Source organism: Flavivirga algicola, from assembly GCF_012910715.1.
GTDB lineage: Bacteria > Bacteroidota > Bacteroidia > Flavobacteriales > Flavobacteriaceae > Flavivirga > Flavivirga algicola.
Genome location: NZ_JABBHF010000003.1, coordinates 81,481 through 102,239, shown reverse-complemented (window position 1 = coordinate 102,239; position 20,759 = coordinate 81,481). Strand labels below are relative to the sequence as shown.

The 20,759-nt window shown below is 33.1% G+C and carries 23 protein-coding genes; 11 read left to right on the top strand and 12 right to left on the bottom strand.

Features of this window, described 5'->3' with window-relative positions:
- Positions 1 to 27 precede the first annotated feature (27 nt).
- Positions 28 to 2,841, bottom strand: a complete 2,814-nt coding sequence (gene leuS, locus HHX25_RS05805; RefSeq protein ID WP_169671144.1) for a leucine--tRNA ligase — start codon at positions 2,839 to 2,841, stop codon at positions 28 to 30.
- Between the two features lie 275 nt (positions 2,842 to 3,116).
- On the opposite strand from leuS, the gene HHX25_RS05800 reads away from it, so the two are divergent.
- The 7 genes from HHX25_RS05800 to HHX25_RS05770 all read left to right on the top strand — a co-directional run bounded on the left by HHX25_RS05800 (position 3,117) and on the right by HHX25_RS05770 (position 7,547).
- The gene (locus HHX25_RS05800) at positions 3,117 to 3,992 is read left to right on the top strand and encodes a cell division protein FtsX (RefSeq protein WP_169671142.1); all 876 of its coding nucleotides are present in this window, start codon (positions 3,117 to 3,119) and stop codon (positions 3,990 to 3,992) included.
- A 12-nt stretch (positions 3,993 to 4,004) separates the two neighbouring features.
- A complete protein-coding gene (locus tag HHX25_RS05795; RefSeq protein ID WP_169671140.1) occupies positions 4,005 to 4,367 on the top strand; it encodes a hypothetical protein in 363 nt (120 codons plus the stop codon).
- A gap of 2 nt (positions 4,368 to 4,369) precedes the next feature.
- Positions 4,370 to 4,621: a DUF3098 domain-containing protein gene (locus tag HHX25_RS05790; RefSeq protein WP_169671138.1), complete on the top strand. Its 252-nt coding sequence runs from the start codon at positions 4,370 to 4,372 to the stop codon at positions 4,619 to 4,621.
- A gap of 49 nt (positions 4,622 to 4,670) precedes the next feature.
- Entirely contained in the window at positions 4,671 to 5,468 is a 798-nt protein-coding gene (locus HHX25_RS05785; RefSeq protein WP_169671136.1) for an undecaprenyl-diphosphate phosphatase, read from the top strand.
- A 1-nt stretch (position 5,469) separates the two neighbouring features.
- On the top strand, positions 5,470 to 6,189 hold the full coding sequence (gene truB / locus HHX25_RS05780; RefSeq protein ID WP_169671134.1) for a tRNA pseudouridine(55) synthase TruB: 720 nt from the start codon (positions 5,470 to 5,472) through the stop codon (positions 6,187 to 6,189).
- Positions 6,190 to 6,226: 37 nt separating this feature from the next.
- Entirely contained in the window at positions 6,227 to 6,775 is a 549-nt protein-coding gene (locus tag HHX25_RS05775) for a hypothetical protein (RefSeq protein ID WP_169671132.1), read from the top strand.
- A 142-nt stretch (positions 6,776 to 6,917) separates the two neighbouring features.
- On the top strand, positions 6,918 to 7,547 hold the full coding sequence (locus HHX25_RS05770) for a hypothetical protein (protein ID WP_169671130.1): 630 nt from the start codon (positions 6,918 to 6,920) through the stop codon (positions 7,545 to 7,547).
- Here the strand turns inward: HHX25_RS05770 and HHX25_RS05765 are convergent.
- Positions 7,531 to 8,148, bottom strand: coding sequence for a thioredoxin family protein (locus HHX25_RS05765; RefSeq protein WP_169671128.1), 618 nt, complete (start codon positions 8,146 to 8,148; stop codon positions 7,531 to 7,533). The genes HHX25_RS05770 and HHX25_RS05765 overlap by 17 nt on opposite strands.
- A gap of 96 nt (positions 8,149 to 8,244) precedes the next feature.
- Between HHX25_RS05765 and HHX25_RS05760 the strand changes: the two genes are divergently transcribed.
- The gene (locus HHX25_RS05760; RefSeq protein ID WP_169671126.1) at positions 8,245 to 8,811 is read left to right on the top strand and encodes a DNA-3-methyladenine glycosylase I; all 567 of its coding nucleotides are present in this window, start codon (positions 8,245 to 8,247) and stop codon (positions 8,809 to 8,811) included.
- Positions 8,812 to 8,873: 62 nt separating this feature from the next.
- Here HHX25_RS05760 and HHX25_RS05755 read toward each other — a convergent pair whose 3' ends face one another.
- From HHX25_RS05755 to HHX25_RS05725, 7 genes are all read right to left on the bottom strand, one after another.
- Positions 8,874 to 9,419 (bottom strand): hypothetical protein, encoded by a 546-nt coding sequence (locus tag HHX25_RS05755; protein ID WP_169671124.1) that lies wholly within the window; start codon positions 9,417 to 9,419, stop codon positions 8,874 to 8,876.
- 4 nt (positions 9,420 to 9,423) lie between these two features.
- Entirely contained in the window at positions 9,424 to 9,891 is a 468-nt protein-coding gene (locus HHX25_RS05750) for a sigma-70 family RNA polymerase sigma factor (protein WP_169671122.1), read from the bottom strand.
- Between the two features lie 7 nt (positions 9,892 to 9,898).
- Positions 9,899 to 11,296 carry a serine hydrolase gene (locus HHX25_RS05745; protein ID WP_169671120.1) on the bottom strand — a complete coding sequence of 466 codons (1,398 nt, stop codon included), beginning with the start codon at positions 11,294 to 11,296 and terminating at the stop codon, positions 9,899 to 9,901.
- Between the two features lie 134 nt (positions 11,297 to 11,430).
- Positions 11,431 to 12,933, bottom strand: coding sequence for a serine hydrolase domain-containing protein (locus HHX25_RS05740; protein ID WP_240964275.1), 1,503 nt, complete (start codon positions 12,931 to 12,933; stop codon positions 11,431 to 11,433).
- A gap of 75 nt (positions 12,934 to 13,008) precedes the next feature.
- Positions 13,009 to 13,632: a leucyl/phenylalanyl-tRNA--protein transferase gene (aat, locus tag HHX25_RS05735; protein WP_169671118.1), complete on the bottom strand. Its 624-nt coding sequence runs from the start codon at positions 13,630 to 13,632 to the stop codon at positions 13,009 to 13,011.
- 142 nt (positions 13,633 to 13,774) lie between these two features.
- Positions 13,775 to 14,152, bottom strand: a complete 378-nt coding sequence (locus HHX25_RS05730) for a DUF3127 domain-containing protein (RefSeq protein WP_169671116.1) — start codon at positions 14,150 to 14,152, stop codon at positions 13,775 to 13,777.
- Between the two features lie 23 nt (positions 14,153 to 14,175).
- Positions 14,176 to 15,045, bottom strand: coding sequence for a flavin reductase family protein (locus HHX25_RS05725; RefSeq protein WP_169671114.1), 870 nt, complete (start codon positions 15,043 to 15,045; stop codon positions 14,176 to 14,178).
- Between the two features lie 120 nt (positions 15,046 to 15,165).
- On the opposite strand from HHX25_RS05725, the gene HHX25_RS05720 reads away from it, so the two are divergent.
- Both HHX25_RS05720 and HHX25_RS05715 read left to right on the top strand, forming a co-directional pair.
- Positions 15,166 to 16,329: a sensor histidine kinase gene (locus HHX25_RS05720; protein ID WP_169671112.1), complete on the top strand. Its 1,164-nt coding sequence runs from the start codon at positions 15,166 to 15,168 to the stop codon at positions 16,327 to 16,329.
- Complete coding sequence (locus HHX25_RS05715; protein ID WP_169671110.1) at positions 16,322 to 16,672, top strand: hypothetical protein; 351 nt, start codon at positions 16,322 to 16,324, stop codon at positions 16,670 to 16,672. Before HHX25_RS05720 ends, HHX25_RS05715 begins: the two co-directional genes overlap by 8 nt.
- Here the strand turns inward: HHX25_RS05715 and HHX25_RS05710 are convergent.
- Positions 16,667 to 17,056, bottom strand: a complete 390-nt coding sequence (locus HHX25_RS05710; RefSeq protein WP_169671108.1) for an HIT family protein — start codon at positions 17,054 to 17,056, stop codon at positions 16,667 to 16,669. The two genes, HHX25_RS05715 and HHX25_RS05710, sit on opposite strands and share 6 nt — an antisense overlap.
- An 89-nt stretch (positions 17,057 to 17,145) precedes the next feature.
- A complete protein-coding gene (greA, locus tag HHX25_RS05705; RefSeq protein WP_169671106.1) occupies positions 17,146 to 17,619 on the bottom strand; it encodes a transcription elongation factor GreA in 474 nt (157 codons plus the stop codon).
- A gap of 150 nt (positions 17,620 to 17,769) precedes the next feature.
- Between greA and HHX25_RS05700 the strand changes: the two genes are divergently transcribed.
- A complete protein-coding gene (locus HHX25_RS05700; protein ID WP_169671104.1) occupies positions 17,770 to 18,198 on the top strand; it encodes a hypothetical protein in 429 nt (142 codons plus the stop codon).
- A gap of 45 nt (positions 18,199 to 18,243) precedes the next feature.
- Here the strand turns inward: HHX25_RS05700 and HHX25_RS05695 are convergent, their stop codons facing one another.
- Positions 18,244 to 20,511: a TonB-dependent receptor gene (locus HHX25_RS05695; protein ID WP_169671102.1), complete on the bottom strand. Its 2,268-nt coding sequence runs from the start codon at positions 20,509 to 20,511 to the stop codon at positions 18,244 to 18,246.
- Positions 20,512 to 20,759: the final 248 nt, after the last annotated feature.

Genomic DNA, 20,759 nt, shown 5'->3' with positions numbered 1-20,759 from the left:
TAAACATCTTAGTCTCCAAAAACCACATTACCCTACAATATTGACTATTTTTCCTGGAACTACAATTACTTTTTTGGGTTCACGTCCTTGTAATTGTTCTTTCGTTTTTTCATTTTCTAAAACTGTCTTTTCAATATCGTCTTTACTCATATCCAATGGTAATTCCATTGTAAAACGCATTTTTCCATTAAATGAAATTGGATAGTTTTTACTGCTTTCTACCAAATGACTTTCGTCAAATTTTGGAAACTCTGCTATTGAAATGGATTCGTTATGCCCTAATTGGCTCCACAGCTCTTCTGCAATATGAGGCGCATAAGGAGAAATTAAAACCAGTAAAGGTTCAAGAATGACTTTGCTTGTACATTTTTGAGCTGTTAACTCATTAACAGCGATCATAAAAGTAGATACCGATGTATTAAACGAGAAGTTCTCTATATCCTCTTGTACTTTCTTTATTGTTTTATGAAGCGTTTTTAAGTTGTCTTTTGTGGGTTCTTCATTATTAGCTTTTAGTCCGTTATCATCAACATACAGTTTCCATAGCTTTTTAAGAAATGAATGTACACCTGTAATACCTGCTGTATTCCATGGTTTATATTGTTCTAATGGACCCAGAAACATTTCGTATAAGCGTAAGCTATCAGCACCATATTGCTCACAGATGTTGTCTGGGTTGACAACATTAAACCAACGCTTAGACATTTTTTCAACTTCTCTACCAACTATATAGTTACCTTCTTCCAAAATAAATTCAGCATCATTGAATTGTGGCTGCCAATTTTTTAATGCTTCAATATTAATTTCATCTGAAGCATTAACCATATTAACATCAACTCTTATTTCTTCAACATTATGACCATCTTTTAATCCTTTTGAAACATATTTATTAGTTCCTGAAATGCGATATACAATAGCACTCGTCCCTAAAATCATTCCTTGGTTAATCAGTTTTTTAGCATACTCATCAACTGGTACGGTGCCTTTGTCATACAAGAATTTCTGCCAAAAACGCGAGTATAATAAATGCCCAGTGGCATGCTCACTTCCACCTATATATAAATCGACATCCTGCCAGTAATCCAATGCTTCCTTAGAAGCCATTTCGTTATCATTATCAGGATCCATATATCTGTTAAAATAAAATGAACTTCCTGCCCAGCCTGGCATGGTGTTCAACTCTAACGGAAATACCGTTTCATTATCGATTAACTGATTACTAACTACTGCACATTGTTTTGTGTCCCAAGCCCAAACAGTGGCGTTTCCTAGTGGTGGTTCGCCAGTTTCGGTCGGTAAATATTTTTCAACTTCTGGTAATTTAATTGGCAAATGTTCTTTAGCAATCATTTGCGGCATCCCATTAACATAATACACTGGGAATGGTTCCCCCCAATAGCGTTGTCTGCTAAACACCGCATCTCGCAACCTGTAATTGGTTTTACCCTGCCCTTGCCCTAACTGCTCCAACTCAAAGATAACACGCTTCGTTGCCTTTTTATAATTCATACCATTAATGAAATCACTATTGGCAATGATAGTTTTTTCTTTATCGGCGAAAGCTTCTTCAGAAATATCGACGCCTTCAAAAATATTCGGAATCGGAATATTAAAATGTTTGGCAAAATCGTAATCACGTTGGTCTCCACATGGCACAGCCATAACAGCGCCGGTACCATAACCCGCTAATACGTAGTCACCAATCCAAACAGGAATTGGCTCTTTTGTAAACGGATGCTCTGCATAGGCACCTGTAAATACGCCCGAAATGTTTTTTACATCGGCCATTCGATCACGCTCACTGCGTTTTGCTGTGGCTAGTATATAGGCATCAACAGCTTCTTTTTGGTCTGGTGTCGTTATTTCTGATACCAGTTCATGTTCTGGTGCCAAAGTCATAAATGAAACTCCAAAAATGGTATCAGGTCTTGTTGTGAACACGGAAATTCCGAATTCAGAATTTTGAATTTTGAATTCCACTTGGGCCCCAACAGATTTTCCAATCCAGTTACGCTGACTTTCTTTTAAAGAATCTGTCCAATCAATCGTTTCAAGTCCTTGAAGCAAACGTTCTGCATAGGCAGAAATACGCATACTCCATTGGGTCATTTTTTTACGAATCACAGGATGCCCGCCACGTTCTGAAACCCCATTTACAATTTCATCGTTCGCTAAAACAGTTCCCAAAGCAGGACACCAGTTAACCTCTGTTTCTGCTAAATAAGTTAATCTGTATTGTAATAATATTTTTTGTTGTTCTTCAGATGAAAACCCTTGCCACTCCTTCGCAGAAAATATCTTAACATCTTCATCGCAAGCAGCATTGACGTTTACATTTCCTTCTGCTTCGAAAATGATAATTAATTCCGAAATATCTTCTGCTTTATGAGTCGTATTATTATACCAAGATTCGAATAATTGAATAAAAATCCACTGGGTCCATTTATAATAACTTGGGTCTGATGTTCTAACCTCACGAGACCAATCGAATGAAAAGCCTATCTGGTCTAACTGTCGACGGTATGTTTTTATATTCTCTTCAGTTGTTATTGCTGGATGCTGTCCCGTTTGAATAGCATATTGCTCTGCTGGCAAACCAAAACTATCATACCCTTGTGGATGTAATACATTAAACCCTTGATGGCGCTTATATCGTGCATAAATATCGGAAGCGATATACCCTAATGGATGTCCAACATGCAAGCCCGCCCCACTTGGGTAAGGGAACATATCCAAAACATAATATTTTGGTTTTTCACTATTATTAACAGCTTTGAACGTTTGATTCTCTGCCCAATATTTCTGCCATTTTGCTTCTATTTCGTTGAAATGGTATTTCATCTGATTCTTATTTTCGTATTACTGCCAATTGATGACTACTTTTTTGCCTACTCAATCAAGGCGCAAATTTAAACTTATTATAACAATGTTGAAAGTTTAAACGTTCTAATTATAAAAGCTTAAAGTTTACTTTATTTCCGATTTATCTTAGATTTCTATTCAAAAAATGTGCTTTTTCAAACGAGAGACATTTGATTTGAAATCAAAAGACTTAAATCTTTTGAAGTTTCTTTTCATATACTTTATTATTTTTACGCTATCAATCCATCTAATTTATGAGCGCATCATTTGAAAAACATCAAAAACGCAGACTTATCTCGTCTTACTTTTCAGTAGTATTAAGTATTGCTTTGGTGCTTTTTTTGTTGGGTTTGTTAGGTATGCTCATACTAAATGCTAAAAAAGTATCTGATCATTTCAAAGAACAGGTGGTTGTAACCATTTATTTAAAAGATTCTGCTAAAGAGGTAGAAACAAAACAACTTGAAAAAAGTTTGGCGATGGCAGATTATGTAAAATCTACCGAATATGTTTCGAAAGAGCAGGCTGCTGAATTCATGAAAGCTGAAAATGGTGAAGATTTTATGGATTTTGTTGGGTATAACCCGTTGCAAAACTCCATCGATGTCCACTTGAAAGCCGATTTTGTAACTTCTGAACATTTAGAAAAAATTTCTGCCGAAGCATTAAACAAAAACTTTGTCGATGAGGTTAACTACGATAACGACTTGGTTAATTTAATGAACGATAATGTAAAAAAGATTAGTTTCTGGGTACTCATTATAAGTGCTATTTTCACCTTAATTGCCGTTTTGCTTATTAATAGCTCGATACGATTAGCTGTTTATTCTAAACGTTTCACTATTAAAACCATGCAAATGGTGGGAGCCACAAAACAATTTATTAGACGTCCTTTCGTTTGGAAAAGTGTACGGTTGGGAATGATTGGAGCTGTTCTCGCACTTATAGGCATGGCTATTGTTTTGTATTATCTTAACAAAACATTTTCAGAATTAGAGCTATTGAGCAATCCTGTTTTAATGACTTTCCTATTTGTTTTTGTTTTTGCCTTAGGTATTGTTATTACATGGATAAGTACGCATTTTGCAACACAACGTTTCTTGAATTTAAATACCGATCAACTGTATTAACAAATTAAGCAGATGAAAAAAATAATGATCATTTTAAGTTCTTTACTATTAATAGTTGGCATAGGCTATGCAGTGCTTTCCGCATTCGTAATTGATGACCCTACAGCCGAGTCGTCTAATATCATTGAAACGAAAACTATTGTTAGTATCTCCGAAGGCACATCATACGATATTGTTTTTGCAGATGCCCATGGAGATTATTATTATATTAACAGAGGACTGGAACGCGGATTAAATTTAGATTCTCTTAACGCAAAAGTTTTAAATAAAACTGTTACTTTGCACTTAGCAAAAATCCTTGGAGGTTTAGCAACTTCTGAGCATATTTCGCAATTGGCCGTAGATGGAGATATTATTTACACCGAATTTAACTAGTTATGGGAGAAAAAAAACGAAAAGAAGACGCTAAAGGCATCTTTGTTTTTGGAAAGAAAAACTACAAGTTTATGTTTATTGGTTTAGCTTGCATCGCTTTAGGCTTTATTTTAATGTCTGGTGGTGGTAGTGATGATCCTAATATTTTTAATCCCGAAATTTTCCACTGGAGACGTATCAGACTAGCTCCTGCCATAATTTTAATAGGGTTTGGTATTGAAATTTATGCTATTTTATTGAATCCCGATAAATAAAATCAAAACTTTCTAAGTTTCGGTATATCTATTTTAATATTTTTGCGCCATGGATATAATCGATGCAATCATTTTAGGTATTATTCAAGGCCTTACCGAATTTTTACCTGTCTCATCAAGCGGTCATTTGGAGCTTGGGAAAGCGATACTTGGAGATAACTCAATCCCCGAAGAAAGCTTATTGTTTACTGTGGTATTACACTTTGCCACGGCTTTGAGTACGATTGTTATTTTTAGGAAAGACATTTTAGATATTATTAAAGGCATCTTGAAATTTAAGTGGAATGAAGATTTACAATTCATTTCTAAAATTGCACTTTCTATGATCCCTGCTGCTGTTATAGGGTATACCTTTGAATCTGAATTTGCCGAGTTATTTGGTAATAATATAAAACTTGTTGGTTTTATGCTTATTGTTACTGCTCTTTTACTTTATCTAGCAGACAAAGCTAAAAACACCAATAAAAATGTTTCTTTTAGCAATGCTATTGTTATTGGTATTGCTCAAGCTATTGCTATGTTACCAGGTATTTCGCGTTCTGGCGCGACTATTTCAACTTCTGTTTTGCTAGGTAATGATAAAACCAAAGCGGCACGTTTTTCATTTTTGATGGTTGTTCCGTTAATTTTCGGAAAAATAGCCAAAGACATTTTAAGTGGAGAGTTAACTTATACCAGTGAAAATTTTACCAGTTTGTCTATCGGATTTATTGCTGCTTTTGTATCTGGATTATTTGCCTGTACTTGGATGATCGCTTTAGTTAAAAAAAGCAAACTAACTTATTTTGCTATCTATTGTATTATCGTAGGCATTATTGCTATCGTATTTTCATCATTAAATTCTTAAAATGGCATTGAAAGAAGACTATCTTTCTGGACAAGTCTTGTTAATAGACAAGCCTTTAAATTGGACTTCTTTTCAAGTGGTTAATAAACTTCGTTGGGAAATTCGTCAAGCTTTCAATATAAAAAAAATAAAGGTAGGTCATGCTGGCACGTTAGACCCTTTAGCTACAGGATTACTCGTTATTTGTACTGGTAAAATGACCAAACAAATAGATACATTTCAAGGACAAATAAAAGCGTATACAGGGACTATTGTATTGGGAAGCACAACACCTTCTTACGATTTAGAAACTGAAATTAACGAAACATTCCCTGTCAGCCATATTACCGAAGCATCAATTAATCAGGCTACAAAGCAGTTTATTGGAGATATCCAACAATACCCCCCTGTTTTTTCAGCATTGAAAAAAGATGGAAAACGATTGTACGAATTTGCAAGAGCTGGCGAAACTGTTGAAATAAAACCACGAACTGTACATATTTCCGAATTTGAAATCACAAAAATTGATACTTCAGCGGCGCTCAACACAGGTTCGATAAACATTGGGTTTAGAGTGGTTTGTAGTAAGGGGACTTACATTCGCTCTCTTGCAAACGATTTTGGTAAAGCATTAAATTCTGGAGCACACCTATCTGCACTAAGACGTACTAAAATAGGAGATTTTGATGTTGATAATTCAGTGACTATCGAAAATTTCATCAAAAATCTTCACATGGAATAGTTATTGATAAAAATTGCTTTATTAAATCTAAGTATTTATGAAGCACTTCTATCTTTTATTTTCTCTGCTGTTTTCTTTCTTTCATGTATGCCATTCACAAATGCGCGAAGAAAAAACACATGGTTTTTTTTATAAAGTATCATTGGCTCCCACATTAACAATTAATGAGAACTATACTATTAATAATGATGACGATGAGACACTTTTAAACCCAAGTGCGTTTTTTTTAAATAATACCGTTGGCTATCAATTTGATAAACGTACCTCGCTAGGACTTAATTTAGAATATGATTACCACTCACAACAAGGACTTCATTTCTTGCCCGCTTATTTAACACTACAACATAATGTTATAGCAGATGATGATAATATCTTTCTGAGAGCTGGCTATGGAACGCTTTTAGGTTTAAGTAGAGACTTTGAAAAGGGTAATTTATACAAGGTTGGTTTAGGTGTTCAAATTTTTGATGATGACTATAGAAACTCATTTTTAATAGGGATAGATTTTACAAGAAAACGGTTTGGATATAAAACTTTAGAAGGCTTATCAAGTGTTTCAATTTTCTTAGAATTTATGCTATTTTAAACTTTTTAACGTATATTACCCGTATATAAAGCAAATAATTCTCTCTAATAAACATAATTTGCGTTTATCAGATCAACATAAAGCCCTATTAATTACTGTCCTGATTTCGGGGACAGTAATCTTGTCTGTGTTTAATTTAAGCTTGAAAAAACAAGACAAATTTGCCTCAGAAAGCTATTATGAAATAGAACCTGAAGAAGAATTAACCGAAGAGGAAATTAAAATTCTAGAAGCTTTAGAGAAACTAAACGCGAGTAAGGCCGAAACAAATAAAGCTTTTAATGAAACAAGCAAAAGTAAGCATTTCGCTGAGGCTTTTAAGCCTATTGCTCCTCCTGAGGATTATGTCCCAAAATCTAGTAATACCTCAGAAAACACCGAGGCTTTTAATAAAACCTATGATGCTTCTACCGACTCTAAAGTAAATAAGGATGAATTATCATCATTTAGTAAAGTAAATGACTTACTTAAAAAACAACAAGGAGAGGGTTCTAATTCAAAAAGTACCATTAGCTATTCATTGGTTGACAGAGCAAAAGTTTATATCCCAATTCCTGTTTATCTATGTGAAGTTGACGGCAAAATAGTTATAAATATTACTGTTAATGAAAGCGGCAGTGTTACAGATGCTTATGTAAATACGTCTTCAACTTCAAATAATGAATGCCTTATCGAGCATGCTTTAGAATATGCTAAAGATTCACAGTTCAGTGCGTCTACCAAGAAAAGTCAATTAGGATCTATTACATTTTACTTTATAGGCAAACATTAGGTTTTAATTCACAAAGCATATCTGTTAGATCGTTTATAATATTTTGTCCTTTATTTGTATTATACCAATGTTGCAAATCTTCTTTAAACTCTGGAGTTAATTTCCCGTGCATGGCCTTAAACCTGTTAACATAATTAGTAGCTTCGCTAGGCCTAGGACCATATGTATTTAAAACATCGTCTGTGTTATTATCTAGCATGATGACTTTGGGAATGGCTTTACCTCCATTCGTTAAAAAGGCATCCATTAACTCAGGGTTTTCGTCACGAAGTACCACCTTAAAATTAATATTGCTATTTAATTCAGAAACTTTATTTAATACTGGCAAAATATGTGCTGCGTCACCACACCAACTCTCGGTAAGCACCAGCCAGGTAATAGGTTCGTCAAAAGATTTAATTTTGTTTAAAGCTTCGTCAGTCAATTTTATAGTCTTGTCCCAACGTTTCATACGTCGGTCATTGAGTTTAGTATAATTAACCAAGGCTTCTGTTTTTTCATTTCCAGTAGTGTCCCCTTTTATAGCTAATTGCCTTACTAAATCCCTATATTCTTGATACGATATACTTTTATTTAAACTGTTTTTTATAATGGTATCCATAATATTCTTTTAATGAACGATACAAAATTAGTATCTTGAATTTTTAATTTAGATGATATTTGTCATACTTTTACCTTAAACCTTACGAGATTCTTTATGGAAACAAAACATAGATGCCATTGGTGTGTTGGAGACGAATTATATGAAGCCTATCATGACGAAGAATGGGGCAAGCCTGTTTATGATGACGACACACTTTTTGAATTTTTAATTTTAGAAACATTTCAAGCTGGTTTAAGCTGGATTACCGTTTTGCGAAAACGCGAAAATTTCAGAAAAGCATTTGATCGTTTTGATTACAAAAAGATTGCTAATTACAATCAGGATAAGATTGATGCCCTTTTACAAGATACTGGTATTATTAGAAATAAATTAAAGGTGAATGCGACTGTTACCAATGCACAAGCTTTTATAAAAGTTCAGGAAGAATTTGGAAGTTTCAGCAAATATATATGGGGTTTTGTAGATGGCAAACCCATTAAAAATGCCTTTAAAACGCTAAAAGAAATACCTGCCAACACGCCTTTAAGCGATACTATTAGTAAAGATTTAAAAAAGCGAGGGTTTAAATTTGTGGGCACCACAGTTATTTATGCGCATATGCAAGCTACTGGTATGGTAAATGACCATGAGGTGAATTGTTTTAGATATGAGCAGGTTTAATTTCCATATCATAGTCTCTTTGGATTATTTATCACGCTGAATCCTTTAATCCTAATATTTTTCTACAAAGTGTGAACTTGATCTTCAATTTTTTTAACACGTTGTCTCCAAACTCTATTCAAAAAATAAACTTGTACCACTACTGCAATACTAAAAAAGACTGTACTGGTCCATATTTTATGACTGTCCCAAATTATATTAGATGTTAAAAACCCCATAAAAATCACAAAGGCAAGGACTCTAGAAATAATAGAAACTCTAGAAAAACGCTTTATTTTATTTAAATACTTCTTTAGTGAATTCTTTATATTATGGTCATTAATCGGTTTCTTTACGACCATAAAACCCAGCATATTATGTATTAACACTAGTAAAATTGATATTACTAAAAGTACGTTCCAATAAAAAGCTTTAAGGTGTCCATCAAAAAAATCATAGAATACAATTAATATGAGAATCCATATGACACTCTCTAAAACAAGTTGCTTTTTTATCCCATTTAAAACAGGGTGCTTACTTGAATATTTCATTTTATTTATACTCTCAATAGATTTTGAGTTATCATTATTCATATTTTGATATTCCGATTTTAAATCATCCAATTCCATAATTTTATTTTATTAATGTTTTTATTTTGTTTTTAATTCTATTTAAACGCACACCAACATTGTTTTTGGTAATACCGATAACATTTGCAATTTCGGAATTGTCCAGTCCTTCCAAATACAATGAGACCAACGCTTTGTCAGCATCATTTAATTGCCTTATTGCTAAAAACAAACGTTCTTTATTTATATTTTCTTCTTTTTCTTGGAGAGGTAGCTCTGGAATGTCTTTTTCTTTAGACATAACGACTTTTGATTTCCTAAAACTTGCCATGGCCGTATTTAATGCAATCCTATACATCCATGTTGTTACTTTAGAACGCCCTTCAAATTTAGGATAGGCTCTGAATAACTGATAGATTATTTCTTGAAATAAGTCTTCTTTATCCTCTTTAGTATCACGATAGATATTACAAACTTTATACACCAAAGCTTGATGCTTGCAAATAAGCTTCAGAAAATCTTCATTTTGCATAAAACCCCTATAGTTTTTTAAACTTAAACTCTTTCCCCTTACCTTCTGTCTTTAGCCCAGTGACTGTCTTGTTATCAGATAACACATTAAAGGTAAATCTAACCCCTACCTTTTTTCCAAAAAACACAGAATGGCTCTCTGTATAAATTCGAAAAGGAGGTTTGCTCCCTAATTTAGCAAATAATTTACCTTGGTGTTCCAAAATCTTAAGTTGCATATTATTTGATGCCCTGTACGTTCCTATAAATTTCTCTAAACTCTTTATCGATATTAAACTTGAATTAATTATTGTGGGGAGTTTGAACGGTTTCTCTAAAATTATCTTTTCCATGTCGCTCCAAATACTGTGCATGGGCAAAAAAGAAATATTACTCAAAACGATAAGTGTTAGCTTTCTTTCTGGATAAACCACAGAAATACTTGAATAGCCAAAGGTTCCTCCCGAAGCCTGATAAGATTTAAGCCTATCATTCTTTTTATTATGAATGTACCATCCCATTCCATATTGTGCTTTATTATTATGAGGCATTAAATGATCTGTTATTGGATTAAATAGACTTTGTTTCAATTCGGAATTCCATATAGAATCATTCATCAAACTTCTATTCCATTTTAATAAATCTTTTGCACTAGCATATAAACTACCCGAACCTTTCAATGCCGATGAGCTTCTATATGGAGCTACAATTAAACTATCATTTGGTAATAAATGATAACCAGAAGTCATTTTTGGAATAATACTTAAATCATTATACGCTCCCGTATTATCCAATTTTAAAGGCTTAAAAATCTTTTTATTTAAAATACCATCATAAGTATCTCCATATACTTTTTGTAGTATAACTGCTAACAAAAAATAAGCTGGGCTCGAATAATTGACTTTTTTCCCAGGTATAAAGACTAAGTCCATTTTAAAAATGTCAGTCAAAACTTGTTTTGTATTTAATGGTAATCTTGATTTGATTGTCCAATAATCTTTATAGCCTTTCCAGTGTGGAATCCCAGAAGTATGAGATATTAAGTGCTGTATCGTAATCTCATCCCACTTTTCCCTTAAAGTACATTCATTAAAATACTGTTTAATTTTATCTTCCAATTTAAGCTTGCCTTCTTTTACTGCCAAAGCAACTAACATACCTGTAAATGACTTTGATATGGAAGCAATTTTAAACTTAGAACCTACTGTTAATGGTGTTTTATTTTCTAATGACGAAAAGCCAATTGCCCTTTGATATAGAATTTCCTTACTGTTAGCAACAAGCACTACACCATTAAAATTTATTCTCTCGTTTTGTACGCTTAGGTATTCTGTAAGTTTTGTATTAAAATTATAATTGTTTTGTCCATTTAACTTAAAAGTAAAGAATAGGACCGAAGCTATGATTATTCTAATTATTGTTTGCATAATTCATCATTTTCCACATACGTTGCAGAAATGATTAAATTATTACAGGAAGGGGTATTTATTTTGGTTTGAGTAAAAAAAATAGCGAGGTTTTCTTAAAAATAATACGTTATTATTGTGATTTTACTTGTAGTTTATTCTTTGACTTTTATATAAATCAATGAACCTGTTAAAAGCGAATCATTCTTTATTTCAAACGTTCTATTTAAAACACCTAAACGAGTTAATAATTTACCTTTTTCAGTCTTATATATTTTTCCGTTTAACACACCCCAATTAAATATATAATAATTGTCTTTCTTGGTAATTGAAATTTTAGGCCAGCCCAATTTATTTTGATAGACACCTAATATACTATGACTAGGATCGTTTTCTAAAATATCAGATGCATTAAAGTCTAATTTTTTATTTTTTTTCTCGAAAACTTCGCTAAACTTTTTCTTTTCCTCTTTAAAAATGCTGTCAGCTGGCAATGAGTTTAGTTGATTATATGCATAATTAGCCATTAAATGAGGCAAAATGTTTGCACGACTATCTGTTGAAAAAGCAATGATTCCAATATTCTTATTAGGTAGAAATGAGATATGAAAGCTGATTCCCGCCAATCCACCAAACCTAGTTAGAATGGTGTTATTTTGATATTTAGCAATATCCCAACCTAAGCTATAACCAATCCTTTTATAAGTGAAATATTCTCGATCTTGCTCAGTAGTTGAAGTATGCAAATCAGCCCAAGAATTCTTAGACAACAATATCTCATCTTGTTTCATATTGACATTTAACCATTTTGAAAGGTCATTTAAAGTTGATATAATGCCTCCAGAAGCATGCATCGTTATATCTTTCTTGTAAAATCCAGTTTCAATGATGCCTATTTCTTTTGTTGCTGTTACGGATGGACGTATTTCATTAAAATCAAAATCCGTAACATAAGTACTCGTGTTGTTCATTTTTAAAGGCTCGAAGATGTACCTTTTCATTTCATCTTTCCAAGTATTTCCAGTCACCTCATCAACCACCAGACCTGCTATTATTGGACCAACATTAGAATATCTAAACTTATGAGATGGGTCATATCGAAAATCAGTATTTAAATCATTAACTAATTCCGCATCCTCACCACTATAACCTATAAATGCAGTTTTCCAGATAAGAGGCAAACTCATTGTTCCATGCGTATGATTTAATAAAGACTTAAGATTTATAGTTTTAGTATCTACACTGTCACTGTAATTTAATTCTGGAAGATAATGAGCTAAAGAATGGTTTAAATCAAGTTCACCTTTTTCTTCTAAAATTTTAAGTAAAGTCCCTGTGAATGATTTTGTATGAGATGCGATATAAATTGGAGAATTATTAGTCAATGAGGTTTTATTTCCCTCAAGAATATCTCTGTTCAATGTAAAAGAATATGCCAATCCATTTTCATCAACTACAGCAAACATAAAATCTCCAAAAAGTGCTTTTTCTTTATATATGTTTTTTATTTGGTTTTCGAATTGAGAAGAAAAGAGTGGGTGCTTCTTTTTAAATTCTTTTTGATTTTTGTTCAATTCGTTATTATGCTGACAAGAAATGAATATTAAAGCCATTGTAAAAACCAATGCCTCAATTTTAAATGCCTGTTTTGATCTCATGTTATTACTTTTTCAAGTAGGACTATAATAATTTGATTTAGGTTACAATTTTGAACCGTATCAGTTTCTATAACACTATAGATACCTTAAAAAAACATCCCTGGGAATCTCCTCAGCGCCCAAACTTTCTAAATGATTTGTGTATATCTGACAATCTATGAGTTTATAATTGGTATTTTTAATAAATGTTATGAGGCCAACTTTACTAGCGTTACTCGCTTTAGCGAACATACTTTCACCACAAAAGACACCATTGCCTAAATCGACACCATAAAGTCCGCCAACCAGAGTATCATCTTTCCAGACCTCAATAGATTTTGCATAGCCTAATTCATGAAGCTCTGTATAAGCATCTATCATATTATTAGTAATCCAGGTACTTGTTTGCCCTGGGCGTTTTATTTCGGAACATTCGGCAATAACATCTCTAAAAGCTTTATTAACGGTAATTATATAGTTTTTATTACGCAATACCTGCCTCATACTTTTAGATACTTTTAATTTCTCTGGAAATAGTACAAAACGGGGGTCTGGAGACCACCATAAAATAGGTTCTTCAACTTCAAACCATGGAAAAACACCCTTTCTATAAGCAAGCAATAATCGCTCTATTGATAAATCACCTCCAACAGCCAACAAACCGTCTTCGGTAGCTTTACTTACATCTGGGAACCACATATTGTCTGTTAAGTATTGCATTGAAAAATTTATATAAAGAACCCTTCTTAAGCTCAAAAATAAACAACCTCAACGTTAATATAAACATTGAGGTTGTTTTTATAAGACTCTTACTTTCACTTCGACTATGTCCAGCGTCCGCCAGAAAATGAAAAATCTTTATTTAAAAAGGAAGATCATCATGATCGTCTTCTTTTAAATCTCCAGCAGGTTCGAAAGCATCAGCTGGTGGTACAGGTGGTAAATTTTCACCAGAAGCATCTGCTTGTAATGCTTCTATTCTCCAACCTTGAATAGAGTTAAAATATTTAGTCTCTCCCTGTGGGTTTACCCACTCTCTACCTCTTAAATTAATACTAATTTTAACTTGCTGTCCTACTTGATAACTGTTTAACAAATCTGTTTTGTCCTGAACAAATTCCACCATAATGTGTTGTGGGTATTGTTCTTCTGTTGTTACTACTATTTCTCTTTTTCTAAACCCATTATTCCCAAAAGTTTGAGTTTCTCCTATAACTTTTATTCTACCTTGAACTTCCATTAATTATTATTTATTTCTATTATTTAACTTAACAATATTTTCCAGGCACTTTCAACATCACCAAAACTTAGGTAATTACGTGCCAGTTTGTGTTTTTGCCTATGTGTGGCTGTTTTAATATTTGAATACCTCGCTCCCAAATCTTCAACAAAAAGCTTCACACTTTCTTCTGTTGGTAATGCTTCTATATTGGCCAACATCCCTAGATCATTTCCAGTTAAGACCATACTATTCTTAACATGCTCTGGAAAATTATCAACACCTATTCCTAATGTTGACAATGGCTTGGGTATTTCAAAAAAGCCTTTTTTAGCACGTGTGTAATAACTACCTCCTGCTCTAGCAACCAAATCTAATTTTTGTTGATTTATAGTTCCTCCTTCATCTAAAACATCATCATCTATATGAAGCTTAACAACTTCACAAACAATTAAATTTCCAGCACCGCCTTCTGTTCCCAATTTAACAATATCGTTTACCTTGCATTCAAGCTGTATGGGTGCTTCAGCTACACGAAATGGTTTAACAATATCAGATTCCAACATGGTTAATCCCGATTTATCAAACTCATTCACCCCCTCAGGATATTCCGAACTACTTAACGACATTTGATGGACCATATCATAATTCACCACGTTGATAACCACTTCTTTTATTGCTTCAACATTTTGCAATGTGTGTTTTATTGTATTATCCTTAACACGTCTTGCAGGTGAAAATATCATGATAGGCGGATTTGCACTAAATACATTAAAAAAACTAAATGGTGACAAATTAGGATTACCATCTGCATCCATTGTACTGGCAAAAGCAATTGGTCTTGGCGCAACTGCACTTAACAAATAACCATGCAATTTGCTGGTAGATAAGCTTTTTGGCTCAAACGATGTCATTGCTCTTTAATTTTAACAAATGTAACTATTATGTTGTTCAACTAAAAACCAATTTACTAACATCTTAAACAATAATATTAACAGATTTGCATTATATTACAAGTTTAATTTAATTAATCAATGATTTTTACAAAACATGGTAATGCCTTTCGTTGGATTATTATAATAGCATCTTTCTTTATTGTTTCGCTCATTTTGTGGAAAACCTATGAGTTTTTTCAGCATTTTAAAGATGAAGAACGTACCAAAATGGAAAATTGGTCCTTAGCCCAAAACGAATTGATTAATTCAGATATCAATTCTAACCTAGGTGAACTTACGCTACAAGTTCTAAATAGCAACAAAACAACTCCCATGCTTGTTATTAATGAGGATGGGAGTTTAGGAACTCATAACAACATAGACGACACCAGGATTACAGACTCCATATATGTTAAAAAACTCATACTAAAATTTGAAAAAGAGAACAACCCCATACCAATAATAATAGGAGATAGCATTGCTAGTACTATCTATTATGGAAACTCTCCCTTATTAAACAAATTAAAGTATTATCCATTAGCACTGTTACTTATTGTTGTTTTATTTGGTGCCGTTATTTTCTTTTTTTATAGTAGTAACAAGAATGCTACTCAAAACAAACTATGGTCTGGTATGGCTAAAGAAACAGCACACCAAATAGGCACACCCTTATCATCCTTGATAGGTTGGACAGAAATTTTAAAAAGTGATAATGTAAACCCTGATTATATAGCCGAAATTGAAAAAGATGTAGATCGGTTAAAAACTATTACAGAGCGCTTTAGTAAGATTGGATCTTTGCCAACGCTTGAAGCCACGGATATTATTAAAGAAACCGTAGATTCTTATGATTATTTAAAAGCCCGATCTTCCAACCTTATAGATTTTGAAATTATAACCCCAGAGGGCAATATTCCTGTTAACCTTAATAAGCAATTATATAGTTGGTGCATTGAGAACCTGGTAAAAAATGCTATCGATGCCATGAAAGGCAGAGGCAAACTTATCGTTGAGATTTCTCAATTAGAAAATAATGTAAAAGTCAGTATCACAGATACAGGAAAAGGAATCTCCAAAAAAGATTTCAATAAAATTTTCACTCCAGGGTATACGACAAAAAAGCGTGGCTGGGGATTAGGTTTATCACTTACCAGACGCATTATCGAAGATTTTCACGATGGCAAGATAAAGGTTTTACAATCTCAAAAAGAAAAAGGAACTACAATACAAATTAGCCTAAAACGTGCCACTAATTATGTCTGAAAAACTAGTTACCATAAAAGAAGTTGTATTAAAAAACAACTGTCCTGAGTGTTACAGTAATGAAGGTTTACGCTTAACTTTTAAGCAAAAAATAATTGACACCAGGTTTTACAAATCAATTACGTCTCAAATTAGTCATGAAATTGCGTGTAAGGTATGCCATACCATTATTTACCCGGTAAAATGGACTGATGATATTGAACAGGTTTTTGAATATCAGAAAAGAGCTTTTGTTCCCAAAAAACCATTGACTTATTTAAAGAAAGCATCATGGTTCGCTATTATTTTAGCTTCCATTATAGTTTTAGTTATAATACTTTTAGCAATATATCCTAATTTATAATTGGGCTTTTATCGCTTCAGCCAAATTCTGGAATTCTTCTGTAGAAAGTTTTACTTTTTGAATAAAACGAGCATCCTCCATAGTGTGTAACGGAATTAAATGCACATGTGCGTGTGGCACCTCCAAGCCTATAACAGACATCCCTACTCGCTCACAAGGTATTGTTTTTTCTAATGCTAAAGCTACACGCCTTGCAAAACTCATCAAACCATTATAAGTGGCTTCATCTAAATCAAATATCTTATCAACTTCTTGCTTAGGAATACAAAGTGTATGTCCTTTACTATTTGGATTTATATCTAAAAACGCTAAAAAGTCATCAGTTTCTGCAACTTTATAACAAGGAATTTCACCATTAACTATTTTTGTGAAAATTGAAGCCATATTATTTGAAAGTGTTTTTTATAAGAGTTCTTATCTCACTTTAATGCTCGGACTATATTTAGCTCGATAAGATCTACAGGAATAATAATTTATCTGGAAATTTCTATGATATCGAATTTCATAACCCCATTAGGCACTTGAATTTCTGCAACGTCACCTACAGATTTTCCAAGCAACCCCTTACCTATGGGAGAATTTACCGAAATTTTACCTGAAGCCAGATCAGCTTCTCCATCGGCAACCAACGTATAGGTCATTTCCATACCATTGGTTTGGTTTTTTATTTTAACTTTAGACAACACCAATATCTTAGAATTATCTAATTGCGATTCATCAATAACGCGCGCTCCAGCCAGAGCATCTTCTAATTTGGAAATACGCATTTCCAACATGCCCTGTGCTTCTTTAGCAGCATCATATTCTGCATTTTCGCTTAAATCTCCCTTATCTCTAGCTTCAGCAATAGCTTTAGAAGCCTTGACGCGCTCTACATCTTTTAATTGCTGTAGTTCATCTCTTAATTTTTTTAACCCTTCTGGTGTATAGTACGATACTTTACTCATAACTTCATCGTTTTACTTAATAAAAGATGCTGAACATGGAGTCCAGCATAAAAAAAAATCTCGCTTACACGAGATTGTATAACAAATATACAAAATATTTAACTCAATTTGCTTTTTGTTGTAAATTGCATTTTTAATTTTAAAATTACTATGAAATCTGTTTCCTGCCTCATTGCACTCATTATTTTATCATCTTGTAGCAAAAATTCTCCTAACAATGAAAATTGTAAATTTTTATTAGACTTAGGAGTAAACGTTAATATCAATCTTAGCTTGCCTCAATATAGCCAACTACCTTTTGCAGGGAACTCTGTTTACATCCCAAATGCGGGAAATGCAGGAATTATTGTTGCCAGTACTGGTGCCGATTTTTTAGCATGGGATGCCAGTGACCCAAATCACGCACCTAACGCCTGTTCTGCACTTACACCTACGGGTTTAGAAGGCACTTGTGGTTGTGAGGACAAAAACAAATATAGCTTGGTTACCGGGCAATCATTGGGAAGTAACAATTTGCCCTGTAGTTTAAAAAACTATAGAGTAGAAAAAAACGGAAATAATCTCTTGATTTTTAATTAAGAGCCTCAATAAAATATTATTAAGGCTCTTAATTAATGTGTTTTTTTAGAATTTTAGCGTCATCCCTAACAAAAAGTTAGTAGTCGCTTGTGGATAATAAAAATTCTCAGTTATTGGCGCATCAGACGAGCCTACTGGTCTATAAAAATAGCTATATGTATACCCATTAGAGACATACTCTGAATTAAACAGATTATTTACCAACAAATTAAACCCTATTTCTTTAATCCACTTTGGCTGGATTTTATAAGATACATTTAAATTATTTACAAAATAAGCATCAATGCTTTTATCATTACTAGAGGTATTATCTAAATATTGCTTACCGACATATTTAGACAGCAATGCAATACTTCCATTTTTTATAGGAGAATAAGTTAAAGTGCTTCCAAAAATAACATCTGGAGAAAAGGAAATATCTGTATCTTCAAATTGCTCAACTACAGGAGCATAAGAAATACTCTCAAATGTATTCGGATCATATTGAGTGTCATAAATCACATAGTCAAAAGCTTTTATCTTATTTTGGCTAAACGTAGCATTTGCATCAATCCTAAATCGACCTGATACTTTGTAACCCGCCTGTAATTCTATTCCTGCCCTATAACTCTTTGCGACATTTTGCCTAATAGGACCGCCTACATCATCTAAATCTCCTGTTAAAATTAACTGATCCTTATAATCCATATAATATAGATTAACCGTTGTATACAAATTAGTCTTTCTCAATTTATAACCAAGCTCAAAATCATGTAATTGTTCCGATTTTGGACGCACTGGGTTTTTAGTCAAATCATCCCTGTTAGGCTCCCTGTTAGCCATAGCATAAGAGCCATAAATACTATTATAATTATCTATGGTATAAGTTAATCCGAATTTAGGATTGAAAAAATCGTATGACTCCTTTACATTAATGTTTAACAAATCTGAGCTTGTTCCAACAGATTCATAATTGACCTTTCTATATTGTAAATCCAATAAGGCAAACAAATTACTGTTTATACTATATTCGGCTTTAGCATAAGTATTAAAATCTTCCTTATCTCCATAACTAAAATAGTAGTTGCTTCTAATAGGTATTGAAGTAGGAAATGAATCCCAAATAACCTCACCAAAATGATCTCCCTTATACATATTGTAACCACCACCAAAATATAAGTTCAGGTTGTCCTTTGTATAATTAAGGGCATATACAAACGCATAAAAATCATTATCCAACCAACGTCTCCTAATAACATCTCCTTCATCCGATGCGTTTACATTATTAGGAAAATATTCTCCTAACTCTTCGTTATTTTTATATTGCTCGAAAAACCCTTTTCCTCTTGTGAAGTTTCCTGAAACATTTGCAGAAAAATGCGTGCTAAACTGATGGGAAATGTGCAACTGATAGTGTGTCTGCTCATAATTATCCACCTCATTATCGTAGGTATAAAAATTATATGTTCTACCAGAATTCAATAGGTTTTGGGCCTCTTCGTCTGAAGGAAAATTTCTGTCAATAAATGCTTGTATACCATCTCTATCGTTATTTACAACAGCTTCTGGTGTGCCATACCATGATTGGTAAGTGATTTCTTTTCCGCCAAAAACAATTGCTTTAATCGCCGATTTTTCATTTAGAAAGCCAGTTTCTAAATAATACGAATTTAAATCTGCTCTTGCTCTATCTATATAGCCATCACTTTGAATATTAGAGAGTCTTCCTTCCGCATAAAAGTTGTTTTTTAAACCTGAACCAATATTAATATTGTGCTTTCTGGTACCAAAACTCCCAACTGCATTTGTAGTTGTGGCATAACCTTGCTTTGATGGGGTTAAAGTTTTTATGTTCAAGCTCGCGCCAAAAGCTCCCGAACCATTTGTTGATGTCCCTACACCTCGTTGTAATTGTATATCCTCTACAGAAGAGACAAAATCAGGCATATTTACCCAAAATGTTCCCTGGCTCTCAGCATCATTATATGGAATGCCATTAATAGTAACATTGACTCTGGTGGCATCGCTACCTCGCACGCGAATTCCTGTATACCCAACTCCTGCCCCTGCGTCACTGGTAGTAACCACAGAAGGTAACTGATCTAATAAAATAGGCAAATCTTGACCTAAATTTATAGATTCCAATTGCTCTTTCTTAATATTTGTAAATGCAACTGGTGTTTTATCTTTAGCTCTTGTAGCTGAAAGAAGGATTTTATCCAGCTTTTCTGTTTTAGTAGAATCTTGTTGTTTTTGATTTTCTTGAGCGTTGGCCGTAACTGTCAACACTACGAATGCTAAAAAAAGAAATAACTTTTTTAAAGTCGATTTCATTGCGATTATGGTTTTATAATCGAATAAAAAGAGGTAATTATTCTTTATTGTTATTAATTAATTTCCAGAATTAATATTGCAAGTCTGCATGTTGTTTTTAAACAGGTCACAATGACAATAAAAATTCAAATCCCTAAACAGCATTACCTGTTCTAGGTTCAATGGGTATGATCTCAGCTCTTTGGAAGCTAAAAATTAAAAGTTGAGAGTAAAAAAAGCCTATGAATATAAACTACAAACTAAAACTG